Consider the following 1,067-nt stretch of genomic DNA (forward strand, 5'->3'; position numbering starts at 1 on the left):
TCCTTCCTGTTGAGAATGTACGCCGCTTGCCATTCATCCGTAAGCGCGCGGTGATCCCGTCTTGACGACAGCGCCGCGTTACTGTGCCGTGAGTTGCCAGCGATGTGGCAGAAGGTCTTCGAGGCGACTGGCGGGCTGCATCGGCAGCCGGGCGAGCACGTCCTTGAGATAGGCGTAGGAGTCGTGGCCGTTCAACTTGGCTGACTGCATCAGGCTCATGACCGCCGCGGCTCGACGCCCTGCCCGAAGCGAGCCCGCGAACAGCCAGTTGGCGCGGCCGAGGGCAATCGGACGTATCTGGTTTTCGCACCAGTTGTTATCAATGGGGACCTGCGGATCGTCGAGGTACCGCGTCAGGGCAGCCCATCGCCTTAGACTGTAGTCCAGTGCCTTGGCGGTAGCAGATCGGTCGCTCACACGAGTGCGTTGTCCGGTCATCCACGCATTTAGTGCATTGGCAATCGGCCGCGCACGTTGTTGCCGGATTTCCAGCCGCAATTGTGCAGAAACCTGCTGCACTTCTCGCTCGATCTCGTAGAGCTCACCTATGTACTGCAGGGCATCCTGTGCAATGTGGCTTTTGTTCGCCGCGTGGAGGTCGTAAAACTTACGCCTCGAGTGAGCCATACAACCCAACTCGGTAATGCCTTGGGCAAACAGCGCCTTATAGCCGGTGAAGTCGTCGCAGACGAGCTGACCTTTCCAGTTACCAAGGAAGTTCCTCGCATGCTCGCCCGCGCGACTGTCGGCAAAGTCGTACACCACTGCGCGCAGATCCTCGAATGCCCCAGGGCAATACGTCCATAGATAGGCGCGCTGTGTCTTGCCCTTGCCGGGACTGAGCATGGCCACTGGCGTCTCGTCGGCATGTAGCACGCGATGTTGCAGAATCTGCTTCTTGAGCGCGTCCACCAGTGGTTGCAGTTGCACGCCGCACATGCCGACCCATTGCGCGAGCGTGGACCGAGGAATGGCTAACGAGGCTCTGCCTCAGACCGACGAGTAGTACGGGTGACTGCGGAGCGCTGAGGGGGTAAGGTGGCTCCGGTCGAGCCGGCTGGGACAAG

Annotated in this window: 1 pseudogene; it reads right to left on the minus strand. The window is 60.5% G+C overall.

The window, feature by feature from the left end:
* Positions 1-78: 78 nt before the first annotated feature.
* Positions 79-990: pseudogene (gene tnpC, locus K309_RS39000) on the minus strand (IS66 family transposase); the annotation flags it as partial.
* Between the last annotated feature and the right edge of the window lie 77 nt (positions 991-1,067).

The organism is Cupriavidus phytohabitans, from assembly GCF_000426345.1.
Taxonomy (GTDB): domain Bacteria; phylum Pseudomonadota; class Gammaproteobacteria; order Burkholderiales; family Burkholderiaceae; genus Cupriavidus.